The sequence below is a fragment of the Micromonospora sp. KC207 genome (assembly GCF_004348615.1).
Taxonomy (GTDB): domain Bacteria; phylum Actinomycetota; class Actinomycetes; order Mycobacteriales; family Micromonosporaceae; genus Micromonospora.
Window position 1 is genome coordinate 1 of the sequence record NZ_SMKJ01000177.1, and the last position, 14,928, is coordinate 14,928.

The 14,928-nt window shown below is 74.9% G+C and carries 16 protein-coding genes; 6 read left to right on the plus strand and 10 right to left on the minus strand.

Translation table 11 applies throughout. From position 1 onward, the window contains the following. The 3 genes from E1258_RS20960 to hutH all read left to right on the plus strand — a co-directional run. Window positions 1–1,123, plus strand: a 1,123-nt coding sequence (locus E1258_RS20960; protein ID WP_132403977.1) for a formimidoylglutamate deiminase, incomplete at its 5' end; no start/stop codon positions are given. A 44-nt stretch (window positions 1,124–1,167) separates the two neighbouring features. Then, the gene (hutI, locus tag E1258_RS20965; protein ID WP_243715602.1) at window positions 1,168–2,301 is read left to right on the plus strand and encodes an imidazolonepropionase; all 1,134 of its coding nucleotides are present in this window, start codon (window positions 1,168–1,170) and stop codon (window positions 2,299–2,301) included. After that, window positions 2,289–3,827, plus strand: a complete 1,539-nt coding sequence (gene hutH / locus E1258_RS20970) for a histidine ammonia-lyase (RefSeq protein WP_132403983.1) — start codon at window positions 2,289–2,291, stop codon at window positions 3,825–3,827. The genes hutI and hutH overlap by 13 nt, the downstream gene beginning before the upstream one ends. A 60-nt stretch (window positions 3,828–3,887) precedes the next feature. Here hutH and rdgB read toward each other — a convergent pair whose 3' ends face one another. The 10 genes from rdgB to clpS all read right to left on the minus strand — a co-directional run bounded on the left by rdgB (window position 3,888) and on the right by clpS (window position 11,528). Then, window positions 3,888–4,505, minus strand: coding sequence for an RdgB/HAM1 family non-canonical purine NTP pyrophosphatase (gene rdgB, locus E1258_RS20975; RefSeq protein ID WP_132403986.1), 618 nt, complete (start codon window positions 4,503–4,505; stop codon window positions 3,888–3,890). Between the two features lie 52 nt (window positions 4,506–4,557). Next, on the minus strand, window positions 4,558–5,283 hold the full coding sequence (gene rph / locus E1258_RS20980; RefSeq protein WP_132403989.1) for a ribonuclease PH: 726 nt from the start codon (window positions 5,281–5,283) through the stop codon (window positions 4,558–4,560). Beyond that, on the minus strand, window positions 5,238–6,467 hold the full coding sequence (locus E1258_RS20985; RefSeq protein ID WP_132404004.1) for a glycosyltransferase: 1,230 nt from the start codon (window positions 6,465–6,467) through the stop codon (window positions 5,238–5,240). The genes rph and E1258_RS20985 overlap by 46 nt, the downstream gene beginning before the upstream one ends. 56 nt (window positions 6,468–6,523) lie before the next feature. Next, complete coding sequence (locus tag E1258_RS20990) at window positions 6,524–7,666, minus strand: glycosyltransferase family 1 protein (RefSeq protein ID WP_132403992.1); 1,143 nt, start codon at window positions 7,664–7,666, stop codon at window positions 6,524–6,526. Between the two features lie 98 nt (window positions 7,667–7,764). Next, window positions 7,765–8,511, minus strand: a complete 747-nt coding sequence (locus E1258_RS20995; protein WP_007075038.1) for an MBL fold metallo-hydrolase — start codon at window positions 8,509–8,511, stop codon at window positions 7,765–7,767. Window positions 8,512–8,784: 273 nt separating this feature from the next. Then, window positions 8,785–9,750 (minus strand): PLP-dependent cysteine synthase family protein, encoded by a 966-nt coding sequence (locus E1258_RS21000; protein WP_007075037.1) that lies wholly within the window; start codon window positions 9,748–9,750, stop codon window positions 8,785–8,787. Between the two features lie 11 nt (window positions 9,751–9,761). Continuing rightward, window positions 9,762–10,127, minus strand: coding sequence for a MoaD family protein (locus tag E1258_RS21005; protein ID WP_007075036.1), 366 nt, complete (start codon window positions 10,125–10,127; stop codon window positions 9,762–9,764). 71 nt (window positions 10,128–10,198) lie between these two features. Further along, complete coding sequence (locus E1258_RS21010; RefSeq protein WP_007075035.1) at window positions 10,199–10,687, minus strand: Mov34/MPN/PAD-1 family protein; 489 nt, start codon at window positions 10,685–10,687, stop codon at window positions 10,199–10,201. A gap of 53 nt (window positions 10,688–10,740) precedes the next feature. Continuing rightward, window positions 10,741–11,235: a DUF2017 domain-containing protein gene (locus tag E1258_RS21015; protein ID WP_207919649.1), complete on the minus strand. Its 495-nt coding sequence runs from the start codon at window positions 11,233–11,235 to the stop codon at window positions 10,741–10,743. A gap of 2 nt (window positions 11,236–11,237) precedes the next feature. Then, window positions 11,238–11,528, minus strand: coding sequence for an ATP-dependent Clp protease adapter ClpS (gene clpS, locus E1258_RS21020; RefSeq protein WP_007075033.1), 291 nt, complete (start codon window positions 11,526–11,528; stop codon window positions 11,238–11,240). Between the two features lie 153 nt (window positions 11,529–11,681). Between clpS and E1258_RS21025 the strand changes: the two genes are divergently transcribed. The 3 genes from E1258_RS21025 to E1258_RS21035 all read left to right on the plus strand — a co-directional run. Continuing rightward, window positions 11,682–12,968: a nicotinate phosphoribosyltransferase gene (locus E1258_RS21025; protein WP_132403998.1), complete on the plus strand. Its 1,287-nt coding sequence runs from the start codon at window positions 11,682–11,684 to the stop codon at window positions 12,966–12,968. A 49-nt stretch (window positions 12,969–13,017) separates the two neighbouring features. Continuing rightward, a complete protein-coding gene (locus E1258_RS21030; protein ID WP_132404001.1) occupies window positions 13,018–13,599 on the plus strand; it encodes an isochorismatase family protein in 582 nt (193 codons plus the stop codon). Window positions 13,600–13,669: 70 nt separating this feature from the next. Further along, on the plus strand, window positions 13,670–14,928 hold a 1,259-nt coding region (locus E1258_RS21035; RefSeq protein ID WP_243715601.1), incomplete at its 3' end, for an MFS transporter.

The following is a 14,928-nucleotide window of genomic DNA, read 5'->3' on the forward strand; positions in this document are numbered from 1 at the left end:
CACCCAGGGCGGGCGGGGCGACTTCTGGAGCTGGCGGGACCGGATGTACGAGGTGGCCGCCCGGCTCGACCCGGACAGCTACCTCGCCCTGGCCCGCGCCACGTACGCCGAGCTGGCCCTGGCCGGGATCACCTGCGTCGGCGAGTTCCACTACCTGCACCACGGCCCCGACGGCACCGGCTACGCCGACCCGAACGCGATGGGCGCGGCCCTGGTCGAGGCCGCCGCCCAGGCCGGCATCCGGATCACCCTGCTCGACACGCTCTACCTGACCGCCACCGTGGACGGCGCGCCGCTCGCCGGCCCGCAGCGGCGCTTCGGCGACGGCGACGTCGACGGGTGGTCCGACCGGCACGACCGGCTGACCGCCGCGTCGCACGCCCGGCAGCACTGCCGGGTCGGGGCCGCGCTGCACTCGGTGCGGGCGGTGCCGGCCGACCAGATCGCCACCTTCGCGCGCCGCAACGAGGGGGTGCCGCTGCACGTGCACCTCTCCGAGCAGCCGGCCGAGAACGACGCCTGCCGCGCCATGCACGGCTGCACCCCGACCCGGCTGCTCGCCGATCGGGGGGTGCTCACGCCGGCCACGACCGCCGTGCACGCCACCCACCTCACCAGCGCCGACGTGACGCTGCTCGGCGACGCCCGCGCCGGGGTCTGCCTCTGCCCGACCACGGAGCGGGACCTGGCCGACGGGATCGGGCCGGCGCGGCGGCTGGCCGACGCGGGCGTCGGCCTGAGCCTGGGCAGCGACAGCCACGCCGTCGTCGACCTGTTCGAGGAGGCCCGGGCGGTGGAACTGGACGAACGGCTGCGCACCCGCCGACGCGGCCACTTCGCCCCGGCGGAGTTGCTGGCCGCCGCCACCGCGACCGGGCACGCCGCGCTGGGCTGGGCCGACGCCGGCCGGCTCGCCGTCGGGGCCCGCGCCGACCTGGTGACCGTACGCCAGGACAGCCCCCGCACCGCCGGGGTGCCGCCGGTGGGGGCGTTCTTCGCGGCGACCGCCGCCGACGTGGCCTCCGTGGTCGTCGACGGCCGGCAGGTGGTCGCCGACGGGCGGCACCTGACCGTGGACGTGCCGGCCGAGCTGCGCGCCGCGATCGAGGCGGTGATCCGGTGAGCGGCAGCCTGCTGGTCGACAATGTCGGGGAACTGGTTACCAACATGGCCGGCACCGGCGACGGCAGTCCCCTCGGCCTGCGCCGCGACGCGGCCGTACTGATCGAGGAGGGCCGGGTCGCCTGGGTCGGGCCGGCCCGGTACGCGCCGGCCGCCGGCCGCCGCATCGACGCCGAAGGCGGCGCGGTCCTGCCCGGCTTCGTGGACAGCCACGCCCATCTGGTCTTCGCCGGGGACCGGGCCACCGAGTTCGCCGCCCGGATGGCCGGCCAGCCGTACACCGGCGGGGGCATCCGGACCACGGTCGGCGCGACCCGGGCCGCCTCCGACGGCACGCTGCGGGCCACCGTGCGCCGGCTGGTCGGCGAGGCGATGCGGCAGGGCACCACCACGATCGAGATCAAGAGCGGGTACGGCCTCACCGTCGCCGACGAGGCCCGCTCGCTGCGGATCGCCGCCGAGGTGACCGGCGAGACGACGTTCCTCGGCGCGCACGTCGTCCCCGCCGAGTACGCCGGCCGCTCCGACGACTACGTCGGCCTCGTCTGCGGGCCGATGCTCGCCGCCGCCGCACCGTACGCCCGCTGGGTCGACGTGTTCTGCGAGCGGGGCGCGTTCGACGCCGACCACGCGCGGGCCATCCTCACCGTCGGGCAGGCGGCCGGGCTCGGCGTGCGGCTGCACGCCAACCAGCTCGGCCCCGGGCCGGGGGTGCGGCTCGGGGTGGAGCTGGGCGCGGCCAGCGTCGACCACTGCACCCACCTGTCCGACGCCGACGTCGAGGCGCTCGCCGGCTCGCAGACCGTGGCCACCCTGCTGCCCGGGGCGGAGTTCTCCACCCGGTCGCCGTACCCGGACGCGCGGCGGCTGCTCGACGCGGGCGTGACCGTGGCGCTGGCCACGGACTGCAACCCCGGGTCGTCGTACACCTCGTCGATGCCGTTCTGCCTCGCCCTCGCCGTACGCGAGATGCGGATGACCCCGGCGGAGGCCGTGTGGGCCGCGACCGCCGGGGGCGCGCGGGCGCTGCGCCGCGACGACGTCGGGGTGCTGCGGCCCGGGGCCCGGGCCGACCTGATGATCCTCGACGCCCCGTCCCACCTGCACCTGGCCTACCGGCCCGGTGTGCCCCTGATCCGCCAGGTTCTGCACAACGGAGTGCCGCAATGTCGATCGTGACCGTCCAGCCCACCGGGATCTCCCCCGCCGACGTGCTCGCCGTGGCGCGCGGCACCGCGAAGGTAGCCCTCGCCCCGTCAACCGTGGCGGCGATGGCGGCCAGCCGGTCCATCGTGGACGGCATCGAGGCCGCCTGCCGGCCCGTGTACGGCGTCTCCACCGGGTTCGGGGCGCTCGCGAACACGTTCGTCGCCCCGCGGCGGCGGGCCGAGTTGCAGCACGCGCTGATCCGCTCGCACGCCGCCGGGCTGGGCGCGGCGATGCCGCGCGAGGTGGTCCGGGCGATGATGCTGCTGCGGGTCCGCTCGCTGGCGCTGGGCCGCTCCGGGGTCCGCCCGCTGGTCGCCGAGGCCCTGGTGGACCTGCTCAACCACCAGGTCACCCCGTGGGTGCCGGAGCACGGCTCGCTCGGCGCGTCCGGTGACCTGGCCCCGCTCGCGCACTGCGCGCTGGTGCTGCTCGGCGAGGGCTGGGTGCTCGGCCCGGCCGGTCAACGGCTGTCCGCCGCCGACGCGCTGCACGCGGCCGGGCTCGCCCCGGTCGAGCTGGCCGCCAAGGAGGGGCTGGCGCTGATCAACGGCACCGACGGCATGCTCGGCATGCTGCTGCTGGCAATCCGCGACGCGGCCCACCTGTTCACCATGGCCGACGTGACGGCCGCGTTGGCCATCGAGGCGATGCTCGGCTCGGAGCGGCCGTTCCTGCCGGAGCTGCACGCGATCCGCCCGCACCCCGGCCAGTCGATGTCGGCCGCGAACATCCACCGGCTGCTCCAGGACTCCGCCGTCATGGACTCGCACCGCGACGACCTGGCGCACGCCGTGCAGGACGCGTACTCGATGCGCTGCGCGCCGCAGGTGGCCGGGGCGGCCCGGGACACTCTGGACTTCGTCCGGACGGTGGCCGACCGGGAGTTGGTGTCCGTGGTGGACAACCCGGTGGTGCTGCCGGACGGCCGGGTCGAGTCGACCGGAAACTTCCACGGCGCGCCGCTCGGCTTCGCCGCGGACTTCCTGGCCATCGCCGCCGCCGAGGTGGGCGCGATCGCCGAGCGGCGGGTGGACCGACTGCTCGACGTCACCCGCAACCGGGACCTGCCGGCGTTCCTCTCCCCCGACGCCGGGGTCAACTCCGGGCTGATGATCGCCCAGTACACGGCCGCCGGGATCGTCGCGGAGAACCGCCGCCTCGCCGCCCCCGCCTCGGTGGACTCGCTGCCGACCAGCGGCATGCAGGAGGACCACGTGTCGATGGGCTGGGCGGCGACGAAGAAGCTGCGCACCGTGCTGGACAACCTGACCAGCCTGCTGGCCGTGGAGCTGCTGGCCGCCGTGCGGGGACTCCAGCTCCGCGCCCCGCTCACCCCGTCCCCGGCCGGGCGGGCCGCCCTCGCGGCGCTCGGCGAGGTGGCCGGGGAGCCGGGGCCGGACGTCTTCCTCGCCCCGCTGATGGAGGCCGCGCGGGCCGTGGTGGCCGGGCCGAGCCTGCGGGCGGCGATCGAGCGGGAGATCGGCCCGCTCGGCTGAGCGCCGCAGCGCGGCCGGGGCCGTGCAGCCAGCACCGCCGGGTGCTGCCGCCGACCGCCCTCAGGCCGCCGGCGGCAGCACCTTCGCGACCAGCTTCGCCAGCTCGCGCAGCGCCTTGCCCCGGTGGCTGACCGCGTCCTTCTCCTGCGGGGTCAGCTCCGCGTTGGTGCGGTCCTGGCCGTCGCCGAGGAAGATCGGGTCGTACCCGAAGCCGCCCTCGCCGCGCGGCGCGCGCAGCAGCCGGCCGGACTGTCGGCCGTTGACCAGGTGCTCCTTGCCGCCCGGCAGCACCAGGGCCACCGTGCAGACGAAGGACGCGTCCCGGTGCTCGTCGGCCAGGTCGGCGATCTGGTCCAGCACCAGCTCCAGGTTGGCCCGGTCGTCGCCGTGGCGGCCGGACCAGCGGGCGCTGAACACCCCGGGCATGCCGTTGAGCGCGTCCACGGCGAGGCCGGAGTCGTCGGCGATGGTCGGCATGCCGGTGCGCCGGCAGCCCTCCCGCGCCTTGATCAGCGCGTTCTCGCCGAAGGTCAGGCCGGTCTCCGGCAGCTCCGGGTACTTCTCGACGTCGTCGAGGCCGAGCAGGGCGACCCGGTGCGCGCCGAGCGCACCGTCGAGGATCCGCTGGAGCTCGACGAGCTTCTTGCGGTTACGGGTGGCGAGCAGGATCTTGTTCATGCCGTTCCGCCCTTGTTCGCGCCTGCGGGGTTCGCAGGCTCACTCCTCGCGCTCACGACAGAGCCTTCCGCTGGGCCTCGGCCAGTTCCGCGCAGCCGGCGACCGCCAGGTCGAGTAGGGCGTCGAGCTGGTCCCGGGCGAAGACGCCGGACTCGCCCGTCCCCTGCACCTCGACGAACTCGCCCGACCCGGTGCAGACCACGTTCATGTCGACCTCGGCGGCCACGTCCTCTTCGTAGCACAGGTCCAACCGGGCCTCGCCGGCGATGACGCCGACACTCACCGCGGCGACGGACCGGTGCATCACCTTCTCCAGCTTGCCGGCCAGCGCCTTGCGGGCGGCCAGCCAGCTCACCGCGTCGTGCAACGCCACGTACGCGCCGGTGACGGCCGCCGTGCGGGTGCCGCCGTCGGCCTGGAGCACGTCGCAGTCGAGGACGACGGAGTTCTCGCCGAGGGCCTTGAGGTCGATGCTGGCCCGCAGGCTGCGGCCGATCAGCCGGGAGATCTCGTGGGTACGCCCGCCGACCCGGCCCCTGACGCTCTCCCGGTCCGAGCGGGTGTTCGTGGCCCGCGGCAGCATCGCGTACTCGGCGGTCACCCAGCCGAGCCCGGAACCCTTGCGCCAGCGGGGCACCCCCTCGGTGACGCTCGCCGTGCAGAGCACCCGCGTCCCGCCGAACTCGACGAGCACGGAGCCCTCCGGGTGGGTGCTCCAGCCGCGGCTGAGGGTTACCGGTCGGAGTTGGTCGGGCAGCCGCCCGTCAGGTCGCGCCATGCCTGCACCCTATGTGGTGCGGTGGGCGGGACCACCGCGGGTCCCGCCGTCGGCACGCCCGGTCGCGGGAGCGCGTCGGGGCCGGCGGCGTGCGCGGCGAGGAAGCCGGCCACGGCGGCCGGCCAGCCGAACCGCTCCGCCCGGGCCCGGGCGGTCGCCCGGCGGCGGGCTTCGGGGATCGCCAGCAGCCGGGTCACGGCCGCCGCGATCGCGCCCGGCGACCCGTGCGCCGCCTCTCCGGCCGGGCCGAGCACCTCGGGCAGGGCGCTCGCGGCGTTGGCGACCACGGGGGTGCCGCAGGCCAACGCCTCCAGCCCGGACAGGCCGAACGTCTCCACCGGCCCGGGTGCGAGCACCACGTCCGCGCTGGCCAGCAGCGCGGCCACCGCGAGCCGGCCGGGCAGGAACCCGGTGAAGTGCACGGGCAGGTCGGCGGCGCGGCGGGTCAGCGCCGGCCGCAGCGGCCCGTCGCCGGCCAGCACCAGCACCGCTGGCACGCCACGGCGGCGCAGGGCGGCGAGGGCGTCGACGGCGAGGTGCGGGCGCTTCTCCCGGGACAACCGGGCGCAGTGCACCAGCAGCACCTCGGTGTGGTCGACGTACCGTTCGCGCAGGCCCGCGTCGGCCCGCGCCGGATGGAAGGTCTCCAGGTCCACGCCGAGCGGCACCAGGGCCACGTCGGGCGCGCCGATGCGGCGGAACTCCTCCGCCGCCCACGCGGTGGTGCAGACCACCCGGTCGTACGCGCGGGCCGTCGCCGCGTTCAGCCGGTCGGCGATGGGCCGGACGGCGGGGCGGGGCACGCCCCACTGGGCCAGCAGGCCGGTCATGCTCTCGTGCGACACCATCACCGACGGCACTCCGTTGGCCCGCGCCCAGGTGCTGACCCAGCGCAGCGTGGACCGGTCGGACACCTCCAGCCGGTCGGGGGCGAGGGAGTCGAGCAGCCGGGCCACGTCCCGCCGGCCGGCGAGCACCCGGTATCCGCCGCTGCCGGGCACCACGGGTCCCGGCAGGGTGACGAGTCGCCCGTACGGGTGCTGGCTGTCGGTGCGGCGCGGGCCGGGCACCACCAGCACCGGCTCGTGCCCGGCGGCCAGGTAGCCCGCGCCGAGCTGGTGCAGGGCGGTGCGCAGCCCACCGGACCGCTCGGCGACGAAGTTCGCCAGCCGGACGATCCGCAGCCCGCCCCCGGTGCCGGCGGGCTGCGGCGCGGCGCTCGACTCGTGCACGGCGGTCCTCAGGCGGCCGGCAGGGCGTCGGCCGGCTCCCCGGCGGACCGGACCGCCCGGTAGTGACCGATCAGCTCGTCCCCGACTGCCGACCAGCTTCGCCGCGCGACGAGGACCCGCGCGGCGGCGCCGTACGTGGCCCGGCGGGCGGGGTCGGCGGCGAGCACCGCGACGCCGTCGGCCAGCGCCACCGGATCGCCGGGCGGCACCAGCAGGCCGGTGACACCGGACTGGACGAGGTCCACCGGGCCGCCGCTGGCGGGCGCGACGACGGGCACCCCACTGGCCGCCGCCTCCTGGATGGTCTGCCCGAAGGTCTCGTGCGGCCCGGTGTGCACGAACACGTCGAGGCTGGCGTAGAGCCGGGCCAGCGCCTCGCCCTGCTGCACGCCGAGGAAGGTCACCTCGGGCAGGGCCCGTTCGAGCTGCCGGCGGGCCGGGCCGTCGCCGGCCACCACCACCCGGACGCCGGGCAGCCGGGCGGTGGCCGCGAGCAGGTCCACCCGCTTCTCCGGGGCCAGCCGGCCGACGTACCCGACGAGGGTGTGGCCGTCCGGGGCGAGCGACCGGCGCAGCGCAGCGCAGCGGTTGCCCGGCTGGAAACGCTCCGCGTCGACGCCGCGCCGCCACAGCCAGATCCGTTCGACGCCGTTGGCGATCAGGTCGGCGGCGGCCCGGGTGGACGGGGCGAGGGTCCGCCCGGCCGAGTTGTGGATCTCCCGGAGCCGCCGCCAGGCCGCGGCCTCGCCCCAGCCGACGCGGTACGCGCGGGCGTACGCGGCGACGTCGGTCTGGTAGACGGCGACGGTGGGCAGCCCGCGCCGCGCAGCCAGGGTGGCGGCACGGGCCCCCAGCACGAACGGGCTGGCGAGGTGCACCACGTCCGGCCGGTGGGCCAGCAGCGCCTCCGCCAGCCGCCCGCCGGGCACCCCGAGCCGGAACCCCCGGTAGCGGGGCAGCGGCACGCTCGGGATGCGCACCACGGGGTACGGCTGGCGGTCGGCCGCCGCCCGGTGCGCGGCCGGCGGGGCCGGCGCGATGACCAGCGGCTGGTGCCCCCGGTGCAGCAGGTGCTCGGCGCTCCGCACGACCGAGTGCGCCACGCCGTTGACGTCCGGGGAAAACGACTCGGTCACGATGGCGATCCGCATGGCCTCACCGTGCGGGTGGCACGGATGCGCCAGGCGACGGGCTGCTGACGGATCGGCGAACAGTGCGGCACAACCCGGCGGCGGGACCGCCCGTCGGGTCAGACGTCGTAGCAGGCGCCGGCGCGGACCACCTCCAGCGGCCCCTCGTACGCCGTGCCGGCCGCCTCGACGGTGAGTGCCTCGCTGCCCCACGCGGCGACCAGGTGGGTCAGCAGCAGCCGTCCCACGCCCGCCTTGGTGGCCGCCTCGCCGGCCTCCCGGCCGGTCAGGTGCAGGTCAGGTGGGTTCTCCACCCCGTCGAGGTAGCTGGCCTCGCAGAGGAAGACGTCGGCGTCCTGGGCTAGCCGCAGCAGCGCCTCGCAGGGCGCGGTGTCGGAGGAGTAGCAGAGCACCCTTCCGTCGTGCTCCAGCCGCACCCCGTACGTCTCGACCGGGTGGTTCATCCGGTCGACGGTGACGGTGAACGGGCCGATCGGGAAGGTGCCGGGTTGGAGGCCGTAGAACTGGTAGACGTCCTCGACGGTGCTGTCCTCCTGGCCGTAGGCCAGGGCGAGCCGGTCCGGCGCGCCGGAGGGGGCGTACACCGGCAGGGCCGGGTACGGACCGTCCGGGGCGTACCGCCGCACCACCACGTACGACGCGGCGTCGAGCATGTGGTCGCAGTGCAGGTGGGTGAGGATGATGGCGTCCGGGGCGTGCAGCCCGGCGTAGCGCTGGAGGGTGGAGAGCGCGCCGGAGCCGAAGTCGACCAGGAGCCGGAAACCCTCGGCCTCGACGAGGTAGGCCGAACACGGGGAGTCGGGGCCGGGAAAGCTCCCCGCACAGCCGAGGACGGTCAGTCGCATGAAGTCGTCTCGCCGTCACGTATCGTAGTCGCCGCGCCGGCCGCCGCTCTGTCGATGATCTCTACCGACGCGTACGACACGCTGCGCAGCCTACGCTGACGCACCCCGGCGCAAGAATCATCTACTGGAAGTTGTCACGAACGTGACACCCTCGGCCCGCCTGGCAGGGCAGCGACGACGAACGGGCCGCGACGACGAACGGGCCGAGCCGGTCACCCGGTCACGGCCCGTCAGCGTCGTCGGTCGGTCGTCCAGCCCGGCGGCAGCCCGCCGTCAGGCCCAGAGCTGCCCCTCCAGGGCCTCCTCGGCATCGGAGAGGGTGCCGCCGTACGCCCCGGTGCTGAGGTACTTCCAGCCGCCGTCGCAGACCACGAACGCGACGTCGGCGCGGCGGCCGTCGCGGACCGCCTCGTGCGCGACGGCGAGGGCGGCGTGCAGGATCGCGCCGGTGGAGAAACCGGCGAAGATCCCCTCCACCTCGACGAGCTGCCGGGTACGCAGCACGGCGTCCCGGGTGCCGACGGAGAACCGCCGGGTCAGCACGGTGGCGTCGTAGAGCTCCGGGACGTACCCCTCGTCGATGTTGCGCAGCCCGTAGACCAGCTCGCCGTAGCGCGGCTCGGCGGCGACGATCTGGATGCCGTCGACCTTCTCCCGCAGGTACCGCCCGGTGCCCATGAGGGTGCCGGTGGTGCCCAGCCCGGCCACGAAGTGGGTGATCGTGGGCAGGTCCTCCAGCAGCTCCGGGCCGGTGGTCTCGAAGTGCGCCCGGGCGTTCGCCTCGTTGCCGTACTGGTAGAGCATCACCCAGTCGGGGTGCTCGGCGGCGATCTGCTTGGCGGTGGCGACGGCCTGGTTCGAGCCACCGGCGGCCGGCGAGAAGATGATCTCCGCGCCGTACATCCGGAGGAGCTGGACCCGCTCGGTCGAGACGTTCTCCGGCATCACGCAGACCAGCCGGTACCCCCGCAGCTTGGCCACCATGGCCAGCGAGATGCCGGTGTTGCCGCTGGTCGGCTCCAGGATCGTGTCCCCGGGGCGCAGCCTGCCGTCGGACTCCGCCCGGCGCACCATGAACAGGGCCGCCCGGTCCTTGATGCTGCCGGTCGGGTTGCGGTCCTCCAGCTTCGCCCAGAGCCGCACCGGCGGCGCCCCCTCGGGCACCGCCGGCGACAGCCTAGGCAGCCCCACCAGGGGGGTGCCGCCGCAGGCGTCCAGCAGGCTGTCGTACCGCGCCATCGTCGGCCGCCTCAGCGGGCGGCGACGCGCGCGGTCGACGCGCGCGAGGCGATCGCCGCGGCACTGTGCGAGGCGATCGCCGCCGCCGCGGCGAAGCCGAACGCGCCGCCGGCCACGGCCGGCAGGATGGTGACGCTGTCGCCGTCGTTGAGCTTGGCGTCGAGCGCGCCGAGGAAGCGGACGTCCTCGTCGTTGACGTAGACGTTGACGAACCGGTGCAGCGCGCCGGCGTCGGTGACCAGGCGGGCCCGCAGGCCACCGTGCCGGGAGTCCAGGTCGGTCAGCAGGTCGTTCAGGGTGTCGCCGGCACCCTCGACGACCTTCGCGCCGCCGGTGTACGTGCGCAGGATGGTGGGGATGCGAACCTCGATAGCCATGTCGTACTCCTTGTTCGGGTGTGCGGTCTGCACGGTGACAGGAAGAGAAGGAATGTCGCGGGGCCGCTGGGTCAGCGGTCGGAACACTCGTAGTCGACCGTCGCCGGGCTCTGCCCGAACATGTAGGACTGGACGGCGTGCGGGTCCACGGCGGCGTCCACAATCTCCACCGGCTCCTCGGTCACCACGCCGTCGACGATCCGGAAGGAGCGGATCTCTTCGGTGTCGGGCTCGCGGGTGGAGACGAGCAGGTAGTGCGCCCCCGGCTCACCGGCGAAGGAGATGTCCGTGCGGGACGGGTACGCCTCCGTGGCGGTGTGTGAGTGGTAGATGACCACCGGCTCCTCGTCGCGGCCGTCCATCTCCCGCCACACCCGCAGGTGCTCCATAGAGTCGAACTCGTAGAACGTCATGGAGCGGGCCGCGTTCTCCATGGGGATGTGCCGGGTCGGGGTGTCGCTGCCGGCGGGACCGGCGACCACGCCGCACGCCTCGTCCGGGTGGTCCCGACGCGCGTGGGCGACGATCGCGTCGATGATCGACCGGTCGATGCTCAGCACGCCGACCAGCCTAGCCCTCGCCGACGCCCGGGGCGAAGTGGTGCCGGTCACGCTCAGTCGAGCATGGCGTTGAGCAGGGACTCCTGGAGATACCCGAGGTAGGCGTAGACCGAAAGCTGGAACACCCGGCTCGACGACGGATCGGCGGCGACCGCCTCGTCCAGCTCCGCGCCCAGGTCGGTGCCGTCCTTGATCTCCAGCCGGACGCCCATCGCCAGGCGGGCGTCGTTGAGGCCCCGTAGCCACGCCTCGGCCGCCTCCGCGTCGAGCTGCACCTCGCCACCGGCGGAGTCGGGCAGCGCGGCGAGGATCGCCCCGGCCTGGTCGATCTTGCCGGTCTTCAGGTCGCCCTCGGTGTACTTGCGGAACTCCGCCGTGCCGGCCGAATCGTCCGGGTAGGCCTCTGGGAAGAGCCGGCCCACCACCGGGTCGGTGTGGTCGAAGCCGTCGGTGAGCAGCCCCACCACCTCGGTGGCCACCTTGCGCAGCACCCGCACCTCGTCCACGACGAGCGTGGCGACGTACCGCTCGCCCTGGCGACGGAACATGCTCACGACCTTTCCACCGTCGCCCAGAGCCCGTACGCGTGCAGCTGCGCAGCGTCGTGCTCCATCCGCTCCCGGGCCCCGGTGGAGACGACCGCCCGGCCCTTGTGGTGCACGTCCAGCATGAGCTTCTCGGCCCTCTCCCGGCTGTAGCCGAACAGCTTCTGGAAGACCCAGGTCACATATGACATGAGGTTGACCGGGTCGTCCCACACGATCGTCACCCATGGCCGGTCGGAGACCGGCACCTCTTCGGTGTCCGGCGTCTCGACCGGCGCAACCTGCGGAGCCGCCATGCCCCCCATCGTGCCACCGGTCGCGGGGAAGCGATGAACCGGAACGCCGGACGGGCCCGGATCACCCGCCGGGCCGCCGGCCGAACGGGAGGTCTGGGGTCCTCCCCGGGGCGGGGGGAAGCGAGCCGGGAAGGTGAACTCTAGGCTGGGCGGGTGAGCACCCTTCGCCCCGCGCTGCTGACCGACCATTACGAGCTGACCATGGTCAGCGCCGCCCTGGACGACGGCACCGCCGACCGCCCGTGCGTCTTCGAGGTCTTCAGCCGTCGGCTGCCCACCGGGCGCCGCTACGGGGTGGTGGCCGGCACCGCCCGTCTGATCGACATGATCCACGACTTCCGCTTCTCCGCCGACGAGGTCGATTTCCTGCGCCGCACCGGTGTCGTCGACGACGCCGCCGCCGAGTGGCTGGCCGGCTACCGGTTCACCGGCGACGTCGAGGGGTACGCCGAGGGCGAGCTGTTCTTCCCCGGCTCGCCGATCCTCACCGTCTCCGGCGGCTTCGCCGAGTGCGTGGTGCTGGAGACGCTGGTGCTGTCGGTGCTCAATCACGACTGCGCGGTCGCCGCGGCGGCCGCCCGGATGGTCACCGCAGCCCGCGGCCGGGCGCTGATCGAGATGGGCTCCCGGCGGGCCCACGAGGAGGCGGCCGTGGCGGCGGCCCGGGCCGCGTACCTGGCCGGGTTCCGGTTCACCTCCAACCTGGCCGCCGGCCAGCGCTACGGCATCCCGACCGCCGGCACCGCCGCGCACGCGTTCACCCTGCTGCACGACGACGAGCGGGCCGCGTTCGCGTCGCAGGTTGCCACGCTGGGCAAGGACACCACGCTGCTGGTCGACACGTACGACATCAGCCAGGGCATCCGCAACGCCATCGCGGTGGCCGGGCCGGAGCTGCGGGCGATCCGGATCGACTCCGGCGACCTCGCGGTGATCGCCCAACAGTCCCGCGAGCTGCTCGACTCGCTCGGCGCCACCGAGACGAAGATCATCGTCTCCGGCGACCTCGACGAGTACGCCATCGCCGCGCTCGCCGCCGAGCCCGTGGACATGTACGGCGCGGGCACCGCGGTGGTCACCGGCTCGGGCGCGCCCACCGCCGGCCTGGTCTACAAACTGGTCGAGGTGGCCGGGCGACCGGTGGTCAAGCGCTCCGAGCACAAGGCCACCATCGGCGGCCGGAAGGTCGCGGTGCGCCGGCACAAGCCGACCGGCACGGCGACCGAGGAGGTCATCGTGCCGCAGGGCGTACCGGACCGGCAGCCGCACGACCGGCTGCTCCAGCGGACGTACGTGGCCGGCGGCGAGCCGGTCGGGCTGCCGACGCTGGACGAGTCGCGGGAGCACCTGCGGCAATGCCTGATCTCGATCCCCTGGGAGGGCCTCAAGCTCTCCGCCGGCGACCCGGCGGTCCCGGTGACCGTGGTCCCCGCCGGCTGAACCGGCCACCCGCCCACCGCTGGCCCCGTAACGTGAGGAGCACCCTGGCATGGCGAACGCGCTGATCATCGTCGACGTGCAGAACGATTTCTGCGAGGGCGGCTCCCTCGCCGTGGCCGGCGGCGCCGGCGTCGCGGCGGGGATCTCCCGGCTGCTCGCCGCCGAGCCGAACCGCTGGGACCACGTGGTGGCGACGAAGGACTACCACGTGGACCCGGGCGCGCACTTCGGCGACCCGCCAAACTTCGTCGACTCCTGGCCCGCGCACTGCGTCGTCGGCACCCCCGGCTCGGAGTTCCACCCCGAGCTGGCCACCGGCCGGATCGAGACGATCTTCCACAAGGGCGAGCACGCGGCGGCGTACTCCGGCTTCGAGGGGCACGCCGGGGACGGCGAGCGCCTCGCCGACTGGCTGCGCGCCCGCGGGGTGGACCGGGTGGACATCGTCGGCATCGCCACCGACCACTGCGTCCGGGCCACCGCGCTGGACGCCGCCCGGGAGGGATTCGCCACCACCGTGCTGCTCGACCTCACCGCCGCCGTGGCGCCCGCGACGCTGGACGTGGCCCTGCGGGCGATGGAGGGCGCCGGGGTGGCGATGAGCGGCGCGCCGGTGATCAAGGCCACCTGAGCGTAAACCGGTGGCGGGTGTCGTACCCCCGGTCGAGGATGTCGGGCGGAGGTGCCCGACCGTCGTGAACATGAAGCCCTATCGGCAGGCGCTCGCCCTGCCCGGGCTCCGGCCGCTGCTGCTGGTGTCCGTGCTCGCCCGCATCCCACTCACCGCGACCGGGGTGACCATCACCTTCTACGTGGTGCTCGACCTCGGCCGGGGCTACGGCGCAGCCGGCCTGGTCGGGGCCGCGATGACCGTCGGCGCGGCGCTCGGCGGCCCGCTGCTCGGCCGGCTGGTCGACCGGCGCGGCCTGCGGCCGGTGCTCGCCCTGACCACCGTCGCCGAGGCGATCTTCTGGTTCACCGCACCGGCGCTGCCGTACCCGCTGCTGCTGCCCGCAGCGTTCGTCGCCGGTCTGCTCGCCCTGCCGATCTTCTCGGTGGTCCGCCAGTCCATCGCCGCGCTCGCGCCGCCGGAGCACCGCCGCCCTGCGTACGCGCTGGACTCGATGTCGGTGGAGTTGTCGTTCATGGTCGGCCCGGCCCTCGCCGTGGCCCTGTCCACCGCCGTGTCCGCCCGGGTCACCCTCTACGCGGTCGGCGCGGGCATCGTCGCCGCCGGCACCACCCTCTGGCTACTGGACCCGCCCACCCGCGCCGCCAGCGAGCCGGAACCGCAGCGGCAGCGGGTGCCCCGCCGGGAGTGGCTGACCCCGAGGCTGGTCGCCGTCCTCGCCGTGAGCCTCGCCACGACCCTGGTGCTCGGGGGCACCGACGTCGCGGTGGTCGCCGTGCTGCGGGCCGGCGGCGAGGTCGGCTGGACCGGCGCGGTGCTCGCCGCGTGGGCGGTCGCGTCGCTGGTCGGCGGCTTCGCGTACGGCGCGGTCAGCCGCCCGGTCTCGCCCCTGGCCCTGGTCGCCGTGCTGAGCCTGTGCACCATCCCCGTCGGGCTGGGTGGTGCGCACTGGTGGCTGCTCTGCCTCGCCCTGGTCCCGGCCGGGATGCTCTGCGCGCCGGCGCTCGCCGCGACGGCCGACGCGGTCAGCCGGCTCGTCCCGGCCACCGTTCGGGGTGAGGCGATGGGTCTGCACGGCTCGGCGGTGACCGTCGGCATCGCCCTCGGCGCTCCGCTGGCCGGCGCGGTCATCGACGTGTCCGCCCCGCTGTGGGGCTTCGTGGTCACCGGCGCGATCGGGCTGCTGGTCGCCGCCGCCGTGTTCCCCGCCGAACTGCGCCGCCGCCCCGCCCCGGTCACCGCCCTGGCTGCCCAGGTCGAAGGTGCGACCGATCGTCCCGCCGACCGGTCGGGAACCCCCGTGCCGCAGCCCGATCCGGCTGCCGTCAC

What these genes read in the sequence shown, in the direction of transcription:
- hutI (WP_243715602.1), top strand. Translation starts at nt 1,168, where the DNA reads ATGGCCGGCACCGGCGACGGCAGTCCCCTCGGCCTGCGCCGCGACGCG.
- hutH (WP_132403983.1), top strand. Translation starts at nt 2,289, where the DNA reads ATGTCGATCGTGACCGTCCAGCCCACCGGGATCTCCCCCGCCGACGTG.
- rdgB (WP_132403986.1), bottom strand. Translation starts at nt 4,505, where the DNA reads ATGAACAAGATCCTGCTCGCCACCCGTAACCGCAAGAAGCTCGTCGAG.
- rph (WP_132403989.1), bottom strand. Translation starts at nt 5,283, where the DNA reads ATGGCGCGACCTGACGGGCGGCTGCCCGACCAACTCCGACCGGTAACC.
- E1258_RS20990 (WP_132403992.1), bottom strand. Translation starts at nt 7,666, where the DNA reads ATGCGGATCGCCATCGTGACCGAGTCGTTTTCCCCGGACGTCAACGGC.
- E1258_RS20995 (WP_007075038.1), bottom strand. Translation starts at nt 8,511, where the DNA reads ATGCGACTGACCGTCCTCGGCTGTGCGGGGAGCTTTCCCGGCCCCGAC.
- E1258_RS21000 (WP_007075037.1), bottom strand. Translation starts at nt 9,750, where the DNA reads ATGGCGCGGTACGACAGCCTGCTGGACGCCTGCGGCGGCACCCCCCTG.
- E1258_RS21005 (WP_007075036.1), bottom strand. Translation starts at nt 10,127, where the DNA reads ATGGCTATCGAGGTTCGCATCCCCACCATCCTGCGCACGTACACCGGC.
- E1258_RS21015 (WP_207919649.1), bottom strand. Translation starts at nt 11,235, where the DNA reads ATGTTCCGTCGCCAGGGCGAGCGGTACGTCGCCACGCTCGTCGTGGAC.
- clpS (WP_007075033.1), bottom strand. Translation starts at nt 11,528, where the DNA reads ATGGCGGCTCCGCAGGTTGCGCCGGTCGAGACGCCGGACACCGAAGAG.
- E1258_RS21030 (WP_132404001.1), top strand. Translation starts at nt 13,018, where the DNA reads ATGGCGAACGCGCTGATCATCGTCGACGTGCAGAACGATTTCTGCGAG.